This is a genomic window from Candidatus Pyrohabitans sp., from assembly GCF_054014795.1.
The window spans coordinates 1-20,039 of sequence record NZ_JBPMGE010000088.1; the positions used below are offsets into that span (position 1 = coordinate 1).

Annotated in this window: 22 protein-coding genes; 8 read left to right on the forward strand and 14 right to left on the reverse strand. The window is 52.7% G+C overall.

Annotation, left to right across the window (positions count from 1 at the left end; all coding sequences use genetic code 11):
* Nucleotides 1-346: hypothetical protein (locus ACXJJW_RS09285; RefSeq protein WP_456475466.1), on the forward strand; the 346-nt coding region annotated here is incomplete at its 5' end.
* Between the two features lie 28 nt (nt 347-374).
* Here the strand turns inward: ACXJJW_RS09285 and ribB are convergent.
* The 3 genes from ribB to ACXJJW_RS09300 form a co-directional block, all read right to left on the reverse strand.
* Nucleotides 375-1,043, reverse strand: a complete 669-nt coding sequence (gene ribB, locus ACXJJW_RS09290) for a 3,4-dihydroxy-2-butanone-4-phosphate synthase (RefSeq protein WP_456475467.1) — start codon at nt 1,041-1,043, stop codon at nt 375-377.
* Nucleotides 1,044-1,051: 8 nt separating this feature from the next.
* Nucleotides 1,052-1,711: a DUF120 domain-containing protein gene (locus tag ACXJJW_RS09295; protein WP_456475468.1), complete on the reverse strand. Its 660-nt coding sequence runs from the start codon at nt 1,709-1,711 to the stop codon at nt 1,052-1,054.
* Between the two features lie 64 nt (nt 1,712-1,775).
* Complete coding sequence (locus tag ACXJJW_RS09300) at nt 1,776-2,408, reverse strand: endonuclease V (protein ID WP_456475469.1); 633 nt, start codon at nt 2,406-2,408, stop codon at nt 1,776-1,778.
* Nucleotides 2,409-2,455: 47 nt separating this feature from the next.
* Here ACXJJW_RS09300 and ACXJJW_RS09305 point away from each other — a divergent pair, with 47 nt between their 5' ends.
* Nucleotides 2,456-2,674, forward strand: a complete 219-nt coding sequence (locus ACXJJW_RS09305) for a hypothetical protein (protein ID WP_456475470.1) — start codon at nt 2,456-2,458, stop codon at nt 2,672-2,674.
* On the opposite strand, the gene ACXJJW_RS09310 is transcribed toward ACXJJW_RS09305, so the two are convergent.
* Nucleotides 2,671-4,266 carry an ATP-binding protein gene (locus tag ACXJJW_RS09310; protein ID WP_456475471.1) on the reverse strand — a complete coding sequence of 532 codons (1,596 nt, stop codon included), beginning with the start codon at nt 4,264-4,266 and terminating at the stop codon, nt 2,671-2,673. The two genes, ACXJJW_RS09305 and ACXJJW_RS09310, sit on opposite strands and share 4 nt — an antisense overlap.
* The gene (locus ACXJJW_RS09315) at nt 4,263-5,216 is read right to left on the reverse strand and encodes a hypothetical protein (RefSeq protein WP_456475472.1); all 954 of its coding nucleotides are present in this window, start codon (nt 5,214-5,216) and stop codon (nt 4,263-4,265) included. Before ACXJJW_RS09315 ends, ACXJJW_RS09310 begins: the two co-directional genes overlap by 4 nt.
* 119 nt (nt 5,217-5,335) lie before the next feature.
* Between ACXJJW_RS09315 and thpR the strand changes: the two genes are divergently transcribed.
* The 5 genes from thpR (at nt 5,336) to ACXJJW_RS09340 (ending at nt 10,206) form a co-directional block, all read left to right on the forward strand.
* Nucleotides 5,336-5,881, forward strand: a complete 546-nt coding sequence (thpR, locus tag ACXJJW_RS09320; RefSeq protein ID WP_456475473.1) for an RNA 2',3'-cyclic phosphodiesterase — start codon at nt 5,336-5,338, stop codon at nt 5,879-5,881.
* 126 nt (nt 5,882-6,007) lie between these two features.
* Nucleotides 6,008-7,144, forward strand: a complete 1,137-nt coding sequence (locus ACXJJW_RS09325; protein WP_456475500.1) for a tubulin/FtsZ family protein — start codon at nt 6,008-6,010, stop codon at nt 7,142-7,144.
* Nucleotides 7,145-7,153: 9 nt separating this feature from the next.
* A complete protein-coding gene (locus tag ACXJJW_RS09330; protein ID WP_456475474.1) occupies nt 7,154-8,170 on the forward strand; it encodes an FtsZ/tubulin family protein in 1,017 nt (338 codons plus the stop codon).
* A gap of 13 nt (nt 8,171-8,183) precedes the next feature.
* Nucleotides 8,184-9,014, forward strand: coding sequence for a hypothetical protein (locus tag ACXJJW_RS09335; protein ID WP_456475475.1), 831 nt, complete (start codon nt 8,184-8,186; stop codon nt 9,012-9,014).
* A 16-nt stretch (nt 9,015-9,030) separates the two neighbouring features.
* On the forward strand, nt 9,031-10,206 hold the full coding sequence (locus ACXJJW_RS09340) for an FtsZ/tubulin family protein (protein WP_456475476.1): 1,176 nt from the start codon (nt 9,031-9,033) through the stop codon (nt 10,204-10,206).
* Between the two features lie 5 nt (nt 10,207-10,211).
* Here the strand turns inward: ACXJJW_RS09340 and ACXJJW_RS09345 are convergent, their stop codons facing one another.
* The 9 genes from ACXJJW_RS09345 to ACXJJW_RS09385 all read right to left on the reverse strand — a co-directional run bounded on the left by ACXJJW_RS09345 (nt 10,212) and on the right by ACXJJW_RS09385 (nt 18,833).
* On the reverse strand, nt 10,212-15,464 hold the full coding sequence (locus ACXJJW_RS09345) for a NosD domain-containing protein (RefSeq protein ID WP_456475477.1): 5,253 nt from the start codon (nt 15,462-15,464) through the stop codon (nt 10,212-10,214).
* Nucleotides 15,465-15,635: 171 nt separating this feature from the next.
* A complete protein-coding gene (locus tag ACXJJW_RS09350) occupies nt 15,636-16,076 on the reverse strand; it encodes a type II toxin-antitoxin system RelE family toxin (protein ID WP_456475478.1) in 441 nt (146 codons plus the stop codon).
* Nucleotides 16,076-16,270 carry a hypothetical protein gene (locus ACXJJW_RS09355; protein WP_456475479.1) on the reverse strand — a complete coding sequence of 65 codons (195 nt, stop codon included), beginning with the start codon at nt 16,268-16,270 and terminating at the stop codon, nt 16,076-16,078. The genes ACXJJW_RS09350 and ACXJJW_RS09355 overlap by 1 nt, the downstream gene beginning before the upstream one ends.
* A 155-nt stretch (nt 16,271-16,425) precedes the next feature.
* Nucleotides 16,426-16,704 (reverse strand): type II toxin-antitoxin system RelE family toxin, encoded by a 279-nt coding sequence (locus tag ACXJJW_RS09360; RefSeq protein ID WP_456475480.1) that lies wholly within the window; start codon nt 16,702-16,704, stop codon nt 16,426-16,428.
* Nucleotides 16,694-16,891: a hypothetical protein gene (locus ACXJJW_RS09365; RefSeq protein WP_456475481.1), complete on the reverse strand. Its 198-nt coding sequence runs from the start codon at nt 16,889-16,891 to the stop codon at nt 16,694-16,696. Before ACXJJW_RS09365 ends, ACXJJW_RS09360 begins: the two co-directional genes overlap by 11 nt.
* Before the next feature lie 60 nt (nt 16,892-16,951).
* Complete coding sequence (gene uppS / locus ACXJJW_RS09370) at nt 16,952-17,713, reverse strand: polyprenyl diphosphate synthase (protein WP_456475482.1); 762 nt, start codon at nt 17,711-17,713, stop codon at nt 16,952-16,954.
* Entirely contained in the window at nt 17,710-18,024 is a 315-nt protein-coding gene (locus ACXJJW_RS09375) for a hypothetical protein (protein ID WP_456475483.1), read from the reverse strand. The genes uppS and ACXJJW_RS09375 overlap by 4 nt, the downstream gene beginning before the upstream one ends.
* Before the next feature lie 48 nt (nt 18,025-18,072).
* Entirely contained in the window at nt 18,073-18,339 is a 267-nt protein-coding gene (locus ACXJJW_RS09380) for a hypothetical protein (RefSeq protein ID WP_456475484.1), read from the reverse strand.
* A 2-nt stretch (nt 18,340-18,341) separates the two neighbouring features.
* On the reverse strand, nt 18,342-18,833 hold the full coding sequence (locus ACXJJW_RS09385) for a metallophosphoesterase (protein WP_456475485.1): 492 nt from the start codon (nt 18,831-18,833) through the stop codon (nt 18,342-18,344).
* A gap of 66 nt (nt 18,834-18,899) precedes the next feature.
* Between ACXJJW_RS09385 and ACXJJW_RS09390 the strand changes: the two genes are divergently transcribed.
* Nucleotides 18,900-20,039 carry a pyridoxal phosphate-dependent aminotransferase gene (locus tag ACXJJW_RS09390; protein WP_456475486.1) on the forward strand — a complete coding sequence of 380 codons (1,140 nt, stop codon included), beginning with the start codon at nt 18,900-18,902 and terminating at the stop codon, nt 20,037-20,039.

Genomic DNA, 20,039 nt, shown 5'->3' on the forward strand with positions numbered 1-20,039 from the left:
ATACGACGGAAGAAACTTTGCCCATCTGAGGATGCCCACCCCCACTGCTCCGGGCGCAATTGCGTGGAATGGCGAGTACTGGCTGATTGGAACGCTTGCAAATCCAAGATTCTCGGGTGCGCTGGTGAGGTACGACGATAGTAATGCGGTGACCAGCCTCACCACAGAGTTGCTGAAGTCCGTAATTGGAAAGGGAGGCAGCAGGCTAAAAGAGGAACCTGCTGAGGCGAAAGAAAATCTCACAGAGCATAGAGAACCTCAGCCAGAGAAGCCCGTATGCGGACCAACTGCGGTGATGCTCATCCTCGCTGCCCCGCTGCTCCTCCGCAGCAGACTAAAAATTTGAGAATGCCTTCCGGAACGCATATCCCATTTTATTTGTAAGCGTGCATTATCTCCTCGCCTTCTAAGAACACCAGACCGTGCCTCTCGGCATAGCGCTTTGCCTCGCGCCTGCTAAGCGCAAGGCCGTCGTCGCCCATCATCTCGCATATCGTCGCTATTGGTATTAAGCCGGCCATCTCAGTCAGAGCCACGCTAAGCTCAGTGTGCCCCCGCCTTGAGCGCACCAGGCCATCGGAGGCGCGCAGGAGTATAACATGACCCGGAGAGCGGAAGTTCCTGCCGAAGAGCGAGCGCTTCTCGCCGTTAAGCGAAGCAAGGCGTGCAAGCTCGCGGATGGTAAGCGCCCTGTCGGCATCGGTGATACCAGTAAATGTCCGCCTGTGGTTTATTGTTATGGAGAAGGAGGAGCGCTCGTCGTAGGGTATGTCGTTGGCCTCAAGCGCATTTAGCACAGGAAAGTTTGCAGCGGCACTGCTCAGCACGTCGCTGAGGAAAGGCAGGCCAAGCTCCCTGGCTATGGCGGGGTGCAGAGCGGTGCATATCAGCCCGCCGCCGTGCTTGCGCATTGTGCGAATGTGCTCTGGAGTTACAAACTGTGCCGCCGCCACCAGGTCGGTTTCTTCTTCTCTGCCCTCTCCATCGAAGATGAGCACCATCTCCCCGCGCTTCAGTGCTGCCATCGCCTGCCTAACGCCCATACAATCACCTACACAAATACCTTTACTGCAACCATGTCGCCATCCTCAAGCCCCAGCGTCTGCCTCAGGTTCACAGGAGCTATGACCTCTATTGTCGCCAGGCTGTGGTGGGTTCTCATGGGAAGCACCACAGCGGCGTGCTGCCCTTCAATCTCGGCATTGAAGCAGGTCACATCGCCCAGTCTTCTTCCGCCGTGGGTAAAGCCCTTAACCGCCATACCCCCCATATTCACCAGCTCCTGCCTTGTGCGTATATCCTCCTGGGTCTTAAGCGCAAGATTCAGCGTTCCCGGGTAGGGGGTGAAGCCCAGCTTTCTCTCGAACTGCCTCACATAGCCGGGCAGGGACATGTAGTAGCTTCCCTCGCCCAGGCCTGAGGTTACCTCTCCGCAAAGTGTAAGCGCCGCCTTGCCGGAATCGCCCAGGATGGTGCGAAGCTCAGCGTAAAGCTCGCCTATAGTGCGCTTTCCCTGCGCTGTGAGTTTCACGCGCTGCCCTCGAGGCAGGACCTCACGGGTTATATAGCCTGCGTCTTCAAGAAGTTTGAGCCTGCGCGAAGCCGTCTGCTGGGACACGCCCAGCAGAGATGCAAGCTGGGCAGAGGAGATGAAGGCATACCCGCGATATGCCCCCGCCTTTGCCAGTGCTATTAAGGCAGCGACTTCCATAATATCTACTCAATCTTTGGTTGCTAATCAATTCTGAGGTACCCGCTAAAGTAACAACAGAAAATTAGTAACCACGCCTCGCGCGCTCCGCCAGCACGTGCGCCCTTCGCAGAGGCTCTGGAAGTGCGTATCTGCGAGTGGTTTTTTTAACAACCTCAAGAGCTGTGCTCAAGCTGACCATATTGCCCGGGCTGAGGTATATCACCTTTCCAGCGCTGAGCAAAGCGTACCCCACCACCCTGTCGTTAAGCACTATCTCAGCAGGCTTTCCAGGTGTGGGTGTGCCTCTAATGCGCCCGCAGAGCAGGCGCTTTGCCACGCCTATACTCCGCCTGTGCAGGAGCACTCCCAGGTGGGATGCGAACCCACACCCAGTCGGGTGGGCGATGCCGTGTCCCTCAACCATGAGCAAATCATAGCTGGAGCGCAGCCTCCGCAGAGCTTTAATCACCGCCCCCATCTCACGGAAGGCAAAGAAGCCCGGGATGTAGGGCACATGCACCCTCTGCATAGCCGTCTTTTCCTCTATGGTGCGAAGGGTGGAAAGCTCCACCACCACAGCGCCGGCGAAGCACTCATCGCCGGTGTAGGCCGCATCCACGCCGACGATGCGCTCCACTTCACCAGAGGTGTCGCTAAGGGTTATTCGCCGGCTAAGCCTGTGCTGAATCTCAGCAAAGCGGGACAGGTTCACCATGGCATGGTAAGGTTTAAAAAGCGCGCTATTTAAACTTAGCCGGAGGCATGGAGATGACAGATATTCAGAGCGCAGGCGAGGAGCTGGAGAAGCTTCTCAGTCAGGTGGAGCGAATCACAGGGAAGCGGGACCTGAGCTATGCATCGCTTCTTCTGCAGATGCAGCTGCTTATGGAGATTAAGGAGCTGAGGGAGGCACTCAACGCAATCGCAGGCAGTATGCTCAGCTTTGCCCCGGAGGGAGAGGACATCTACGAGTACAGCTAGGCAATGTTCTTCTGCATCGCCCTGAGCCTCGCGCGTTCGCTGCCAAGCATACACGGCGGGCGGGGGACGCGTATAAACACGGGCGTCTCAAAAAGCTCATGGTCGAGGAGCTTCTCACCACGGGAAAATCTTCGTATCCTTCCCTTCACCTCGTCACGCAGGTTCTTGTACAGCGGCTCCGCCAGTTCAGCATCTTTTGTCTTGCCGTATATATCAGTGGATATGTTGCCCAGGATGTTCTGGTCTATCTTCGACTTGAACTGCTCAGCGCCGAATAGTGAGATTCCAACACTTCTGCCGCGGGCGGCGATATCGACGAGTTTCTCCTTAAGCGACGCCACCTCTGCGCTTGCATTACTAGGGGCATACTTGTTCAGCTCGTCCATGAAGATTATCAGCTTGTCCACCTTAAGGGAGCGGCGCTCAAGACGGGAGAGAAACTCGTCTATAATACGCTCAAAAATAAGCTTGCGCGGATAGAAGCCAAGCTGCTGGATGTCTATCACCCAGACCTCGCGGTCTGCTATGCTGTCGAAGGGTATGTCCACAACCTCATCTGCATAGCCGGTTATCAGCCCGTCGTACTTTGTCTCCAGCCCGCGGAGCTGGTTGTACAGCTTTCCCCACGTTGCCTTGTAGGTGCCGCGTACCAGCTCAGCCCAGCCCTTATCTTCGCGAAGAAGCTCCCTGCGCATGAACTCGAGGAGTTCAGTCAGGCTGTCAATGCCCTGTTCAGCGGTCATTCGCCTGAGCTCATAGAAGGCATTGTCCAGCTTTTCCTTCTGGTCCTGCGTTGCAGCCTTTAGCAGCGAGGGGATGTACTCCACTATCTCCTCCCACCCCCATCTGAACACCTCCGCGCTCTGCCTCAATGAATGGGGTCTGCCGTAGAAGTTGCTCGGAGCGAAAAAGCGGGCATTGAAGCCTCGGGGTGAGATGCCACACTCCCCATATATGAGCAGGTCCTCCTGGGTCAGCTCTGTTGAAGCCTCATCTATGTACAGCAAATCATCACTCTTGTTGTTGAAGATTACGCATGCAACTCTGCTATCTGCGTGGGTGAAGATTGATGCGAGGAGGAAGAGGAAGGTGGAGGTTTTCGTTGCCAGGCCGCTCATGCCTGAGATGTTCACATGTGCCCCCTCGTAGCCCAGCACGTACTCCTCATGCACCTTAACCGCCAGCATGGTTGTGTCGGTGTTAACAAATACCCCGAAGGGAAGATTGCAGCCTTCGACATTGAAGACCTCTTCCAGCTCCTCCCGTGTCGGGTAGCGCACAATGCCTTCCTTAATCGGGCGCTCCACCTGCTGCAGCAGCACCCTGGCTTTGCACACAATTATGCTCTGCTCCCTGTTTGCTGGGGTGAGAAGGGGGTCGTTGCCTCTGGGTAAGGCATGGGTGAGGAAGTCGTCCACATCCAGGTAGCTCTTCATCTCCTCCACCACGCCCATAACGCGGTTCTCAGGGCTCTCCACCTTCACTATTGAGCCTATCTGCAGGCTCGCCTCCTCGGGGGGTATCCAGAAGTAGAACTCGTTAGCGGTATTTGGTGAGGAGCGGGTGCCTATGGCATAGCCAAGGGTGCTCATGTCATGACCCCCAGCAGTGCCTTGAGCTTCTTTGAACCCGGAAGCTGTGTGCGCAGGTAGGCTTCGCAGCGCTGTATCGGGTATAGCATGTTGTGCCAGCGCTCGCCACGCGAATAAACCCTGCTCTCAGCTATGAGCCAGGAGGCAAGCTTATCACAGTCTTCAAGGCGGTGTTCCACACGTATCAGCCCCATCTCGGGGGCAAGGGGTTCGTGTATTCTGAGGTAAAAGCTCTCCACCCGGGAGCCGTCGGAGAGGCGCAGTGAAAAGACGGCACTCCGATGGTAAAGGGGCATGTTCCACACGAGGCGCTGCAATGGGGGGTTTGCATCCTGGAGGTAGAGCGTGGCATGGGTCTTCACCACGCCCACCACGCCTCGCCTGCCCGTGTCTATGATGTTGCCGTCCTTCACGAGCAGATGCTCCTCTCCGCGCTCAAGAAAGCGGTGCATAACCTCCAGCTCAAGTGCCTGACGAAGTGCCTTTGACCTGAACCTGGCTAGAGAGGCTACTTCAGCGATATCCCAGGGCTCCGCATCGCCGGTGGAAATCACGCCTTCCAGGTCAGCGAATTCCTCGTAGATAAACTCGGGCACCAGTATAGCGCTTCTGTAGTCCTGCTCAACAGGCACGAAAACACCTGGCCTAATCCGCTCCAGCACCACAGCCCCCGAGAGGTGCAGAAAGAGTGGCACTTTTACAGATTGGTAGTCGTAGTAGCGCCACAGCACAGTGCGCTGCACCCCATCCATGAAGTATCTCAGCCCTGTATCCGGCATATAGCGCTCCGCCACGCGGTAGATTCCGGGTATCTCCAGCAGGCGCACCGCTATGTGGGAGGGCAAATATTTCTGCGCTGCTTCCTCCTTTTCCAGTTCGTAGTACTCTCCCCTGAGAAGTCTGTCCTCCGCTCGCCTGCTGAACTCCTCCGTCTGCTTAAGCCACTCCATCACTTAAGTCTTGCTTATCCCCTGCTGTAATGTAACTTTGCCGAGAGCGCCGGAAAAGTGTAAGGGCAGCCGCACACTACCTGCGCAAATAAGATAAAGGCTCGCGGAAAGAAAAAGGTATGCGCACCTTCATCGCCGTGGATGCACACACAGACGCACTTCCTCCGCTGCTCGAAGAGCTCTCCCGCATTAATGGCGTAAAGCCGGTGGCACCCGAAGCCCTGCACATAACCCTGAAGTTTCTGGGGGAAATTCCGGAGGCGCGCGTTGAAGAGGTGCACTCCGCCATGAAGCGCGCCTTCGCCAGCTCCACCAGCTTTAATTTCTCAATCAAGGGCGTGGGCGCCTTCCCCAGCGCGAGAAGGGCACGCGTGGTATGGGCCGGGGTAAGCGAGGGCAGTGCAGAGCTTGTGGAACTTCAGCTCAAGCTTGAGAAAGAGCTGCTCAGGCTGGGATTTCCGCCCGAAAAACGCGCTTTTGTGCCCCACATCACCCTGGCGAGGGTTAAGATGATGCATGCAAGGCGGGAGGTTGCCCGCTTTATTGCCAGGCATGCAGACGATGAACTCGGCCAGGTTCTCGCCAGTGAGGTGAAGCTGATGAAGAGCACCCTCACGCCGAAAGGTGCGGTCTATTCAGCGCTGCGCGAAGTCAGATTAAAATAGCATGTGTTAATGGCAGGAAGCTATCGCTAGGATTCTTGCCATAATATTACCATCGTAGGTAAGATATATATAAGTGGAAAAAGTACACTCTAAACGGAAGAGCTGGAGGCAGAGCAAATGAGAGTGATGGTAATTGGATTAGGACAGGCAGGAGGTAAAATTGCAGATTTATTCATAATGAGAGATAGAAAGAGCCACGTATCCCACACGTTTGAAGCCATAGCCGTAAATACGGCCGTTTCTGATCTCATGGGTCTCCAGTATATACCCCAGGAGGACCGTATACTTCTGGGTGAAACAGCTGTCAAGGGGCACGGTGTTGGTGCGGATAACAAGAAGGCGGCAAGAATTGCTGAGGATGAAGTGGAGATAGTGCTCAATCGCATATCAAAGCTCAACGTAAGCGCCTTCGATGCCTTCTTTGTGGTCGCTGGCCTGGGGGGAGGCACAGGAAGCGGGAGCATAAGCGTTGTAACCAGACACCTTAAGGAGGTGTACGATGAGCCTGTTTATGCGATAGGAATCCTGCCCGCAGAGAATGAGGGCGACATATATACCCTGAATGCAGCGCGCAGCCTCAAAGCCCTGATTCCCCATGCAGATGCCACAATACTCGTGGACAACGGCGCCTTCCTGCGCAGCGGTGAGAGTGTGCGCCAGGCGTACGACAGGATAAACGACGAGGTGGTCAAGCGTCTTGGTATATTGTGCCGCGCTGGAGAGGTGAAGAATCGAAAACACGTTGGCGAGATGGTGGTTGATGCGAGTGAGATTATAAACACCCTTAAGGCGGGCGGCATATGCAGCATAGGCTATGCTTCTGAGGCGGTTAAGAGGGAAGGTTTCCTCACCAAATTCTTCAAGAAGAGGGAATATGAGATAGGAAAAGCTTCGCGCATCCTCTCTGTTACAAAGCGCGCCGTCAAAGGCAGACTACTCCTGCCCTGCGACTACCGCTCTGCAAGCAAGGCTCTTATTGTGATCGCTGGACCACCTGACCAGCTTGACCGCAAGGGTATAGAAAAGGCTAGAGAGTGGCTTGAGAGTACCATAGCAGGGACCGAAGTAAGAGGCGGAGACTATCCTCTTCCAAAGGAGAACCACGTCGGCTGCGTTGTGCTTCTTGCAGGCATAACCAAGGCTCCGAGAGTGAAAAGGATGCTTGAGCGTGCGAGGCAGATTCAGAAGAAGGTACTCGCGGAAGGAGAGCCTCAGAAAGAAAAGGATCTGGACTACCTTCTCGGGGACATTGAGAGCCTGTAAGGTGGGTGGATGTTCTCTCTAGTTGGTGTAGGCGGAGCAGGCTGCAAGATAGTTGATGCCTTCTACAAAAAGGACCCCCTTTCAAGCCTTTTCAGCCTCCTAGCTCCGTCTAAACATAAGGAGCTGAGGTGCGTCGGCATCGATACCTCAGAGGCAATCTCTGCCCTTAAACATCTGCCCGTGGAAAATCGTGTGCTCATCGGGAGGAGCAGAGCAAAGGGCCACGGTACGGGTGCTGATGTTGAGCTCGGACGGAAGATAATGGAGGAGGAGATAGAGCTTGCGATGAATGCCGTCAGGAAGGCGAACACAGATAAACCAGAGGCATTCTTTGTAATCGCCGGCCTGGGAGGAGGCACAGGTACAGGAGGTGCGCCGGTTATTGCAGAGCGACTTAAGAAGTACTACAGCGTACCCGTGGTGGGAATCTTCCTGCTGCCCTCCCGCGGTGAAGGACTGCACTACATAAAAAATGTGGGCAGATACTTCAATGAGGTTGTGAGCAGTGTTGACGGTGCACTCTTTCTGGACAACAATGTACTTACCTCGCGGGGTGAAGACCTGAGCAGAAGCCACGCGGCAATAACCGCAACGATAACCAACTTCATGGGGATAGCAGATGCGAGACTTATAACCAGAGAGGTGGCTGGCAAAAAGGCAACAATTGGCTTTATGCGGATAAAGGCGGAGCACATATCGGCAAAGGACATAATAAGCAGAATGCTGCGAGACCACATCTACATAAACCTGGATGTGGTGAAACCTGAGAAAATACTGCTGTTGATAAATGGAGATACCCGCAATGTATACGGCGAGAGCTTTGCTGTGGAGTGGGTCAAAAACAAGTTTGAGGCGGAGGTGAGCTTCTCATCTCAGGATATCACTGGGTCTAAACATTTAAATATCGGGATGATAATTACAGGTGTAGACAGCATAATAAAGAGCTATGAGGTCAAGGAGGAGAAAGAGGAGAAGAAGCTTTCTCCTGAGCTGGAGGACCTTCTTGAAGATATAAGTCCCTTATGAGGAGGAAAGGTGTATGAGAACCCTGCCCGTTGTGTTTGTCCTGATGGTTGCCGTTGGCATTGCCCTGGCTGCGGAGATATCTGCCGACTACCTTGCGGTAGAGGATGCTAAGGTTTCACCAAGTGGTGTTGCAAGAATCGGCGATCCCGTTGCCGTGGATGTGGTGCTTAAGAAGCTGGGGCCCGAGCCTCAGGAGGCAAGGTTAAATCTGAGCATTGGTCTGGACAACCCCACTGTCACGCTTAAACTGAATGGGGAGGTCAAAACCTACTACGGCAACAACATCGAGCTGGCACTGCCCAAGGGACTTAAAACCGTCTCGATAAAGATTGTGGGCAATGCCCCGGCTGTTAGCAAACTCACACGTATACAGGTTCTCAAGGTCTCCACCTATGTTTTCTATGATGAGGAAAATAAGGGTTATCAGGAGGAGGTATTACCCGGGAAGTTGCCCGCTTACCTGGATGTTACCACAGAGCTTATTACCGCAACCCTAAGCGAGATAAGCAGGGCAGAGGTTAAGCTGAGCGAGGCTGAGGAGCTTGTGAGCAAACTCGAGGCGCGTGGTGTGGATGTGGCAAGCCTGAAGAAGCGACTGGAGACTGCAAAGGATAGCCTGGAGACCGCCAAGAAGCTGCATGAGAGGGGAAATGTCGACCTGGCAAAGCAGAATGCCGAGGGCTCCATAACACTGCTTGATGACATAATAAGGGAGGCCAATGAGAAGAGCAAATCTCTGGAGAAGAAGTCCAGTCTCAAGAAGTATCTCCTTGTTATAGCGGGTATAGTTGTAATTGCCCTGGTTGTGTTCTTTATTAAGCAGAAAAGAGAAGAGCTGGGCTAGGTAGGGAGAGAAGCAATTGAAGCCGCTGATTGTAGGTGTCGGCAGGGCTGGATGCAAGGTTGCAAGTGTGTTTTTGAAAGAGTCTCAGGGTAGGGTGCCCTACAGGGGTGTGCTCCTGGACAGCGATGCCCTCACCCTTGCTGCACTCCCGCACAGGCACAAGCTCCTCCTCGGCGAGCGCTTGCTTGATGGCAATGGCGCCAACTATAACATTGAGATTGGGAGACAGATTCTGGACGAGGAGAAGTACAGTGTTGTTGAGCTTATCGACAGGATAAAGGACAACTTCGACTGCCTCCTGGTGATTTCTGCCTTCGGCGGTGGCACCGGCGGCGGCGTGGACATGCTCATCGACGAGCTCAAGAAGAGCTACACAGAGCCAGTGTACTATATGGGTATCCTGCCAAGCGAACAGGATGTCGCCCGCGCGCTTGTAAACTTTTCAGAGAGCTTCAAACCCATCGTGGCGAAGAGTGATGCGGTTTTCCCGGTTGATAACGAGGCGCTGAGCGATGGGCTCCGCATTCAGGGGCAGCTCAATGTTATTAACGAGAAAATCTTCAGGTACTTCAACAACCTGTTTGAGGTGGGTGAGTACCGCGCGCCAGAGGAGCTCGGGAGCAATGTGCTGGGCGCTACGGATGTTATAAATACCCTCTCCGGAGTCTCGAGCATAGGTGTTGCGGGAAGGGAGGTGAAGAGCTCCAGTTCTATCTTTGGTGGCGGGGAGGAATCCCTAGATAAGCCGGAGCTGGTGGTGCACCTTACCAAGAAGGCTTCTAAGGCTACGGTGGTGGGCTTCGACCTCGCAGCGGCGAAGCGTGCCCTGGTGGTGGTCTCCGGGCCGAGGCGCTACCTGGACTTCCTGGGGAGCATACCCTCACGCCTGTGGATTGAGAAGCAGCTTGAGGGTGAGGTTAGAGGCGGCGATTTGCCTGTCAATGAGAAGCGCAGCCTTGAGGTTACTGTGCTCTACTCTGGCATTCGCCGCTCTGAGCGGATACGCTACCTGTACCAGCTGGGCAGGATGCTGCGCAACCGCGGGGAGGTGAGTGAGCGCTTTTCGCGGGTATTTGAGAGGTTCAAGCTGCTGCGCAGGCGTATCTCCGACTTCGACGAGCTTTCCAGGGAGATCTTCGAGGACATGAGGGAGATTGCAGAGAGGGGGAGAAGGGAGGAGAAGGAGGAGTAGACCCCCTACCCCCAATTGTACTCTATCTCCTTTGCTATCTCTTCATATCCTTTCATCCAGGCCTCTCTGGTTGCATTTCTATCCTTACCTGCGAAGATGTACATCACACCGCCGGAGCGGAAAACAGAGGGCTTCTTTATGTAGGCACTCCCACCGAGTATTTCTGTCTTCTCCTCCCTGGTAAGAATGCCTGCCACAATCCCGCCAATACCCTCGTAGGCTTCGGGACCGCCCAGGATTATGAGGTACTGCTTCTTTGAGTATTCACTGAAATTAGCAGCACCAACGGTGTGCACATTTATGCCTCTTGCTTTCAGATGAGCTATAAGCTCCTGAGCAAGGGTTAGGTCAATGCTGTTGGCAAGAAGCACAGCCTCAGGGGTATATTCTCTGCCCGCATACGATATCACTGATGCTGCAGTGGAGGCGGCGGCACTTCCGCCCATACCGAAGATACTGGTATGGTTGACCTCTGCGTACACAGCGCTACCTGTGTCGCCTGCGGAATAGACGTACAGGCCACCACTGGCGTCTGGTATGCTTTTGCCCGCATAGTCCGCCAACCTGTACCACCTGGAACCGTTCCAGTACATCAGGTATAGTGCCCTGCCGCTTTTTTCGCTGGCGGTGTAGGGTAGCTCGATTCTGAATCTGGTGATGTTTTCAATTGGTGTGGTGTTGGTTATTTCTACATATCTCAGACCTTCGGTTATGCTGGCAGCTGTGGAGGTATCGCTGGCGATTGAGGCTATGCCGAAGGTACCGTTGGTGTCGAGAAGTCTTGCATCAAGGGAGAGGCTTCCACCGTTAATGCCTGCGGTGGCGGTGACTTTTATTTCGCTGTCGTTTACTACCGCGAGAGTCTGGCTGGCGGTTAGGGATGTGTTTTTAGCCGAAACATAATATTCGACGTAGAGGGGTACTGAGCTGCTGGCGAGGTTGCCGGCAGTGTCGTTGGCGTAGAGGGTTACGTTGTAGGTGCCGTACTGGCTTACCCAAAGAGTAAATGGGCTGGAGATATAGCTGAGGTTGTAGAGGGTGCCGTTTCTGTGCCTGACTGCCACCCACTGCTGGTGAATGCCGCCGGCATCGCTTGCGCTCCATGAGATGACGGTGGTGTTGGAGGTGGTGCTGTTTACCAGGGGGTGCCTGCTTACTTTTAGTCCGGAGATTACTGGTGGGGTGGTGTCAGGAGGAGCCGGAGGTACGTTCACAGTCACAATTCTACTCTCACTTGCATTCATGTTACCAGCACTGTCATTCGCCCAGACTCTGTAAGTGTATGCCCCATTGGCAAGACCTGTCCTGTTCAGATACCAGTTCCTGCCAGAGCCGCTCATCGTATAGTTAGTGCCGTTCCAATCAAGTAGAGCGGTGTTCAGATCTTCAGAAGAAGTTATGTTGATATAGATGTAATCAACGGTGACCACTGAGCCATTCGCTGGTGTTGGTGCAACAAAGGTCATGCCCGGCGGAGTGGTGTCTACGGTGAAGTAAACCGTCGTTGAGTTCCAGTTGCCTATGGTGTCGTTGGCGTAGACCACGAGGGTGTTGGCCCCCTCGGCTGCGGTGATGGTGGTGTTAGGGGTGAAGCTGGTGTTAGACCCGCCGTTCAGGCTGTACAGCCAGGCCGAGATCACCTCGTCAGCCGAGACGTTCAAAGCAATCGAGGTGGAGGAATAGGTGGTGTTAGAGGGTGAGACTATGGTTATGGAGGGTGGGGTGTCAGCCATGGGTGCGAAGACACTGAAGCTCGACAGATTGGCGTACACGTAGTTCCGGGTGGTGTTAACACCGCTACCGCTCACAGTGCTCCAGTCAGTGCCGTTGTACTCCCACATCCGCAGCGTGCTCTCAACCACACCCGCGGCCTCTGCATCCGTATAGCTCACGTTCAAATAAACCCAGGCAGCCGCGCTGGTGTTGGTGATGTTCAGGTACTTCCCTATATTGCTGTAACCCGCGGGATCACTGGCAGGCGAGGAGGAGGAGTTAACCTGTATGTTGCCGCTGTAGGTGAAGCTCGCCCTCGTATCTGTGAAGAGGTTTGTGATAATCGTGTTGGAGGAGGACGAGAGGGAGACGAAGTCCCACTGGTTGCTCCTCATGGTGTTGCCCGTGAGGGTGTTATTGTTGCTGGAGGAGTAGAGGCGGATTCCATAGTAGTTGCTGGATGCGTTGTTGTTCGTGATGATGGTGTTATTGGAAGACCTGAGGTAGATTCCATAGTTGTTGGAGTTCGCGGTGTTGTTCGTGAGTGTGTTGTTATTGGAAGAGGAGAGGTAGATTCCATTCTGGCTGTTGCTGGATGCGTTGTTGTTTGTGATGGTGTTATTGCTGGAAGAGTCGAGCCAGATTCCATACCGGGTGTTGCCGGATGCGGTGTTACTCTTGAGTGTGTTATTGCTACTGGAAGAGGCGAGGCGGATTCCCTCATAGACGTTGCCGGATGCGGTGTTGTTCGTGATGATGGTGTTATTGGAAGACCAGAGGTAGATTCCATAGTTGTTGCTGGATGCGGTGTTGTTGGTGAGGTTGTTGCTGCTGGCAGAGGAGAGGTAGATTCCAGTGTTGCTGTTCGATGATGCGGTGTTGTTGGTGAGGTTGTTGCTGCTGGAAGAGAAGAGGTAGATTCCTCTCATGGTGTTGGAGTTCGCGGTGTTGTCTGTGAGGCTGTTGCTGTTTGAAGATTGGAGGTAGATTCCATACTGGCTGTTCGATGATGCGTTGTTGCCTGTTAGAGTGTTGCTGTTGGAAGTGGTGAGCCAGATTCCATACCTGCCGTTGTTGTTCGCGTTGTTGTCTGTGAGGGTGTTGCTGGAAGGTTCGATGTAGATTCCATCGTTGTTGTAGGATGCGTTGTTGTTTGTTAGAGTGTTGCCGTTGCTGGAATCGCCGAGCCAGATTCCAATCTGGGTGTTGTTCCAGGCGTTGTTGTCTGTGAGGGTGTTGCTGCTGGAAGAGTAGAGGTAGATTCCATTGGTGTTGCTGGACGCGTTGTTGTTTTCGATGCTTCCGTTCTGGGCGTTCTGGTAATAAATGCCACTGCTCCAGTCCGTAACATTCAGGTTTTTAACAGTCACGTTGGTAAGGGTTGCGGATGAATTATAAACATACACGCCGTAGGTGCCCCAGGTATCTGTTCCGTCGATGGTGTAGCCCTGGCCGTCAAAAATAACATCGCTCGCGGTGATGTTGATGCAGGTGCTGCCTTGATTGAGGAGGTTCGTGTTGAGGAGGTAAACCCCTGGGGTTGATATGGTGGTGCATCCAGTGATAAAAGGAACACCCATGGGGGCGAAGACGCTGAAGCTCGTCAGGTAGGCATACACGTAGTTCTCAGCCTCGTTAACGCCGTTGGTGCCGCTGACCTGAGCCCAGGAGGTGCCGTACTCCCACATTCTAAGCGAGCTCTCAACCACCCCTGCGGCCTCTGCGTCTGTATAACTGATGTTCAAATAGACCCAGGCATCGCTGGTGTTGACGATGTTCAGGTACTTCCCTATATTGCTGTATCCCGAGGGGTCAGAGGCGGGGGATGAGGAGGAGTTAACCTGTATGTTGCCGCTGTAGGTGAAGCTCACCCTCGTATCTGTGAAGAGGCTGCCGATAATCGTGTTGGAGGGGGACGAGGTGGAGTAGAAGTCCCATTGATTGTTCTTCATGGTGTTGCCTGTGAGGTTGTTGCTGCCGGAAGAGGAGAGGGAGATTCCATTTTGGGTGTTCGAGCTTGCGGTGTTGTTTGCTACGGTGTTGCTGCTGGAAAGGGAAGAAAGATAGATTCCATTGTTGTTGGAGTTCACAGTGTTATTGACGAGGGTGTTATAGTTGCTGAGAAAGTCGAGGGAGATTCCATAGAGGTTGTTCGATGCGGTGTTGTTTATGAGGTTGTTATAGTTGCTGGAATTGTAGAGGTAGATTCCATTCTGGTTATTGGAGTTTGCGGTGTTGTCTGTGAGGGTGTTGCTGCTGGAAAAGTCGAGGAAGATTCCATTGACGAGGTTGTTCGATGCGTTGTTGTTTGCTATGGTCCCGTTGTCAGAGTTAACATATCCTATCCCACTACTGGACCAGCCAGTTACGGTGAGGTTTTTAACTGTGACATTTGTTTGACCGGAAACATAAACGCCGTATTGGGTAGTCGACGGCTCCAATCGCTTTAGAGTATAACCCTTCCCGTCGAGGACGACATCACTGGAGTTTATCTCGATGCACCCTTCTGTAGCAGAGCTGTCTATGATGTTTGCGGCGAGCCTGTAGACGCCGGGTGAGACGATGACACCGCACCTGTGGATCCCGCGGATTGAGGTCAGCGGGAGGTAGTCCACGTTACCCGCGGCCAGGGTGTTGGGTGAGTCGCATATCCCGTCATCGTTTCCGTCGTTGCAGGTCTCGCTGTACCCGGTGCCGTCAGGCTTTGCCCAGAAGTTCCCGCCAAGGTTCGGGCCGCCGATGATGTTCGCGCCAGCTTGCTTGGTGGTGTTCCAGGCGTTGCTGTAAATATCGCCACCGATGCCGGCGTTACCGGTGTTGTTGAAGAAGTTGTTGTAAATAGTGTTGCCGCTGGAAGAGGTGAGGTCGATTCCAACCCCTGCGTTCAAGCTCACGGTGTTGTTGATGAGGGTGGTGCTGTTGGAAGAGGAGAGGATGATTCCCCTGTTGGTGTTGGAGTTCACGGTGTTGTTGATGAGGGTGTTGCTGTTGCTGGAAGAGGAGAGGCCGATTCCATCCTGGTTGTTCGATGCGGTGTTGTTGATGAGGGTGTTGTAGTTGCTGTTAAAGTAGAGGTAGATTCCAGTCCCACTGTTCGATGCGGTGTTGTTGATGAGGGTGTTGTAGTTGCTGTTAAAGTAGAGGTAGATTCCAGCGTTGAAGTTGGAGCTCGCGTTGTTGTTCTCGATGCTCCCGTTCTGGACACCTGCATAATAAATGCCATAGAACCAGTCCGTTACAACCAGGTTCTTAACTGTGACGTTGGTAAGGGCTGTGGATGAATTATAGACATAAACGCCGTAGGTGCCCCCGGTATCTGTTCCGTCGATGGTGTAGCCCTGGCCGTCAAAAATAACATCGCTCGCGGCGATGTTTATGCACGTCGATGCAGAGTCTATGATGTCGTTCTGCAGCTCGTAGACCCCGGGCGCGGAGATAGTGGTGCAGGCGCTTACATTCGTTGCGGCACCTGCACTTCCTATAAGTATCAGGATTCCCAGAATAAAGCCAATATAAACATAGGCATTAACACACCTTCCTGTCAACTTTCCTCGCCTCCTCTTTTTATATACCGGTAGCAACGGGCAAAAGGAAAAAAAGCCTGCTCAGATACCCGTTGCGGTTCGGTGAGAACTTATACAACGCCTGCAACCGGCAAAAGAGGAGACTTTTTAGATCCAAATCCCATCAGGATGCCTCACTACTACCTGAATATACTACCTGAATATAAATCCCCTTAATATGATTCCTGATATATAAATTTTATCTGAACAGAAGTCCACTTTTTCAGGCAAATAGAAAAAACTTTTCACAACAATAGAAATTCTATGCCCCTCGTGGCGTTGGTGTTGCCAGTGAGGTACACCACACCACCAGAGCGGAAAGGTAGCCCAAAAATCAAAATTTTTTATAAACACCGCTTCTTTTTTGATGTTCATAATGTAAATTTCCTTTTTGTTAAAATTGATACTCAAAATTGCTCTGTATTTCCCAAGTCTGATTCTATAGATGTTCTTGTGTCCCTTCACAGGTCTTATGTCGGCGCTTTTCTGCTCAATCACTTTCAATATCTGCCACTTAACAGCTTTTTTATAACCTTTTTCCAATCTCTGGTACTGTTTATAAGAGTCTTTCGTAAAAATAACCTTCCATTCCATTAAATTTCCTCTAAGGACTTGACAACCACATCGCCCTCATTGTAAGCCTTCTCTGCTTCTGAGACCAATCTTTTTTCTTCCTCACTTAGAGGTGAAGTATCATATTCGACCATCACCATGTCAAAGAGCTCCTCAAGAGCATCTTCATCAAGGTGCCTCAACATCTTGGCGAGAACCTCTATGAAAACTGACAACGTTACCACCTCTAATTTCTAATAAAAATGACCCGTTGAAAATTTAAAAAATTAGGCTGAGATTTACCCCCCAGTTGTACTCTATCTCTCCCGCTAATACCCCCATAGGCAGAGTGTGCAACAAGGATCACCACGTCCCGCCCCACATCATCGCCCTACTTGTAAACACTTCCTCTATAATCTATATCATAGATCTCAATTAGTCTCTCTTCCGGATGAACTTTTAGTAGAATCCTTATTCTACCAGTTCTTATCCTGTAAAAACCCTTCCATCTGCCTTTTAACTTTTTCACATCGACATTCACATTTTCGCCCAGTAGCCACCCCACAAAATCCCTAATCTTAGAAAGAACCCGTTCTCTGTCCTTTAAACTTAATTTTTCCAAAAATTTTCTACAGCCTTTTCTTATTTTTACCTTGAACTCATAGCTCAAGCTCTTCAAACTCCTCGTCTTTATACTTTTCTGGGGAGCCAAAAATCTCTTCTATTTCTCTCATCTCTGCATCGTCAACATATGGAATGAGTTGGAGCCTTAATTTTGCCATTTCAACCGTTATTACTTCATTTACCGCCCTTTTAACTATGTTAAACAGTTTTTCTTCACTGACAGCAACTTCCATTCCAGTCACCCTTACTTTTCTTCCTGTTCAATAACGAATAAAAGAATTAAGAGAAAGAACTTACCTGCCAAACCTGCGCTGCCTCTGCTGATAGGTGCGCAGGGCGCGCAGGAAGTCTATCTTGCGGAAGCCCGGCCAGTAGCTCTCGCAGAAGTAGAGTTCAGCATAGGCGCTCTGCCACAGCAGAAAGCCTGAGATGCGCTCCTCTCCGGAGGTTCTGATTATTAAGTCAGGGTCGGGTATGCCGTTGGTGTAGAGGTGACTGGCAATTGTGGCCTCGCTTATATCCTCGCTGCTCATCTCCCTGCGCTCTATCTTTTCTGCCATCTTTTTGAAAGCATCCACTATCTCCTGCCGTCCGCCGTAGGCTAGGGCGACATTGAGGACAAGATTGTCGTACTGCTTTGTCTTTTCCTCTGCATGGGCTATGGCCTTGCGAACACGCTCTGGAAATTGCTCAACCTTGCCTATCGCTCTAATCCTGATGCGGTTGCGGTGGATGCGCTCATCCTCTGCCACCTTGTAAAAGTACTCCTCAAAGAGGTCGAAGAGCCTTTCCACCTCCTCCTTTGGGCGGGAGAAATTCTCAGTTGAGAAGGCATAGGTTGTGACTGTGCGTATTCCAAGCTGTACACACCACTCCAGAAAATCCTCCAGCTTCTGCGCTCCCAGGCGGTGGCCAATCCATGGTGGAGAGCCCAGTCTCCTGGCAAGGCGGCGGTTTCCATCCATTATGACAGCGATGTGCTGTGGCATGGGCTTTGTTTGCACCTGCCTCTCCAGCAGCCACTCGTACAGCCTGTACACAGGATACAGAATCACTGCCCCTCCACCTCCTGTACAGTAAGCGGTGCACCGCAGGAGCCGCAGAACTTGCCGGCGGTGGCAAGAGAGGCGCCGCAGGAGGGACACTCCTCAGGTATCCTCACTTCCGGAGGAGGTTCAGTCTTCTTTTGCTGTGCCGGTCTGTAAAGCAGGAGCACCAGTCCAGCGCCAATTGCAGCAAGGCCCACAGCCCAGTAGACCAGCAACAGCGCCTCATCCTGCTCAATGTAAGCCTGGTAGAAAAGGAGCATGCCCACGGCTATGGAAATCAAGCTGAGCAACACCTTTTTAGACTGTGTCTCTACCATGGCCACCCCTTCAGCTTTTTATGAGTATCTGCTTATAAATCTAACGACTCACACCCGCAGGGGAGGTAAGCCGCTGATAAAAAATACCACAACCGCAGCAACTATCACTGCAGCCACATAGGCAGCGAACACATGGCTGAGGCTGTTATCCTCAGCAAACCTGAAGTGGAGGCCGCTGAAAACGCCAGTTATCCCCATGGCGAAGAGTGCAGCGCCTGGAACTTCAGGATGCAGTGATAAAAGACGGAGGCCGTGGACCAGCAAAAAGGCGCCTGAGAACAGCGCGAGATGCCTCAAAAATGTTCTGCCTGGCAAAGCTATACCTCCTCTATTTCAGCTTTGAGGGTTTTTAAATCCACAATGCAGAGGGTGCGCCTGCCGGTGAGGTATCCGCAGAGTTCACCAGGATTAACCGCAACGCAGCCCCCCAGCCGACGAACATCGCTTTTGTGGGTGTGTCCAGTCACCACCAGGTCATAGTGCCCGCTTGCAACGAGGGCTTCGGCAAGCTGGGCAATTGTGCCGTGGTACAGCGCAATTTTGCGGTTATCCAGCACAAGCTCCGCAAAGTCTGCGATGCTTGCCTTCATATCAGCAATGCGCTTTGATAGAAGCGCCCTCTCGCCGTCGTTGTTGCCATAGACGCAGGTTAGCTTTGCCTCAAGCTTCGCCAGCTTCACCGCAGCAAAGGGAGCCACCATATCGCCGGCGTGGAGCACATGCTCCACACCCTCCCGGTTGAGAAGCTTTACAGCCGCCTCAAGGGCAGGCAGATTGTCGTGGGAATCGGAGATTATTCCGATGAGCATGGTTAAACCTCTTCCCTTTACCCATAAATTTTTTTGCCCTGCCGTTGAGTAAGCGTTGTGGTTTAAATGAAGTTTGCTAAGCGTCTGAGCTATGTGGATATCTCTGGAATACGCAGGATGTTTGAGCTTGCAAAGGCGGCGGATGTTATAAACCTCGCTCTGGGGGAGCCTGACTTTGGAATTCCAGATGAATCAAAGAAGGCTATTATCTCTGGCCTTGCCGAGGACTTCACCCATTATACGCCAAACAAGGGCATTGAGGAGCTTCGCAGCGCCATAGCCGTGAAGCTTCGCGAAGAGAATGGTATAGAGGCGAGCGACGAGGATATAATTGTTACCTCGGGTGCAAGTGAGGCTCTTCATTTAGCGATTCTTGCCCTGGTTGAACCAGGAGATGAGGTGCTGATGCCCAGCCCCGGCTTTGTGTCCTACTCACCTCTCGTCAGACTCGCCGGAGGCGTGCCAGTGGAATATGTGGTAGGCGAGAGCACCGCCTTCGAACCCCGCGTGGAGGAGCTTGAGGGTAAGCTAAGCAATCGAACAAAGCTTATAATAGTCAACTCCCCCAGCAACCCCACGGGTGCTGTTTTCTCCCGGCGGACAGTGAGGGAGATTGCCAGGCTTGCTGAGAGTGAAGGTTTAGCGCTGCTCAGCGATGAGGTTTATGAGAAGATAATCTATGAGGGCGAGCATCACAGCTTTGCGCGCTACTACCGCGATACGATAACTGTCAACGGCTTCTCAAAGAGCTATGCCATGACGGGCCTGCGGCTGGGTTATGTGCACGCCCCCAGCGAAGCAATAGAGGAGATGCTCAAGATTCACCAGTACATCCAGGCAAGCGTGGTCTCTCTATCTCAGCTCGCAGCCCTGGCAGCCCTGAGGCGGGGTGAAGAGCACGTGCGCGAGATGGTGGAGCGCTTTAAGCAGAGGCGGGACCTGATAATGAAGGAGATTGAAGAGCTTCCAGGCGTCACCTGTCTATCGCCAAGGGGCGCCTTTTATGCCTTTCCGAACTTCTCTGCCCACGGCTCTTCGCAGGAGTTAGCGATGAGGCTGCTGAAGCATGCAAAGGTGGTGGTTACCCCGGGCACAGCCTTCGGCAGCGCTGGCGAGGGCTATCTGCGCTTCTCCTTTGCCACAGCCGAGGAAAATATTATAGAGGGGATGCGCAGAGTTAGGGAATATCTGGCTAAAAGGGGATAA